Annotated in this window: 1 pseudogene; it reads left to right on the forward strand. The window is 68.0% G+C overall.

The features are described 5' to 3' along the window. Positions 1-18 precede the first annotated feature (18 nt). Positions 19-339: pseudogene (locus E9529_RS21550) on the forward strand (transposase); the annotation flags it as partial. Between the last annotated feature and the right edge of the window lie 83 nt (positions 340-422).

A 422-nucleotide genomic window follows, 5' to 3' on the forward strand; every position in this document is an offset into this window, starting at 1 on the left:
TGAACCGCCCCGGGATTGATGGAGGCACTGAAGCCACGGAAGGGTGGAGCAGTGCCAGCACCGAAGAAGTACCCAGACGAACTGCGTGAGCGGGCCGTGCGGATGGTGTTCGAAGTCCGCGAAGAGACCGGGCAGCGCAAGGGCGCCCTCGCCCGGGTCGCGCAGCAGCTGGGCATCAACCCCGAGACGCTGCGCAACTGGGTCAACCAGGCCGAGATCGACGGTGGCGTGCGGCCGGGGACCTCGACCGATGACCGGCAGCGGATCGCCGAACTCGAGCGCGAGAATCGGGAGCTGCGCCGGGCGAACGAGATCCTGAAGTCCGCGTCGGCTTTCTTCGCGTCAATGCCAGCATGAGAGCTGCCCGGCGGGGTTCGCTCCTTTCTTCGCTGCCCCGGCTGCGGCCGGTGGCTTGTCCAGCG

This window comes from Blastococcus sp. KM273128 (assembly GCF_021698975.1).
GTDB lineage: Bacteria > Actinomycetota > Actinomycetes > Mycobacteriales > Geodermatophilaceae > Blastococcus.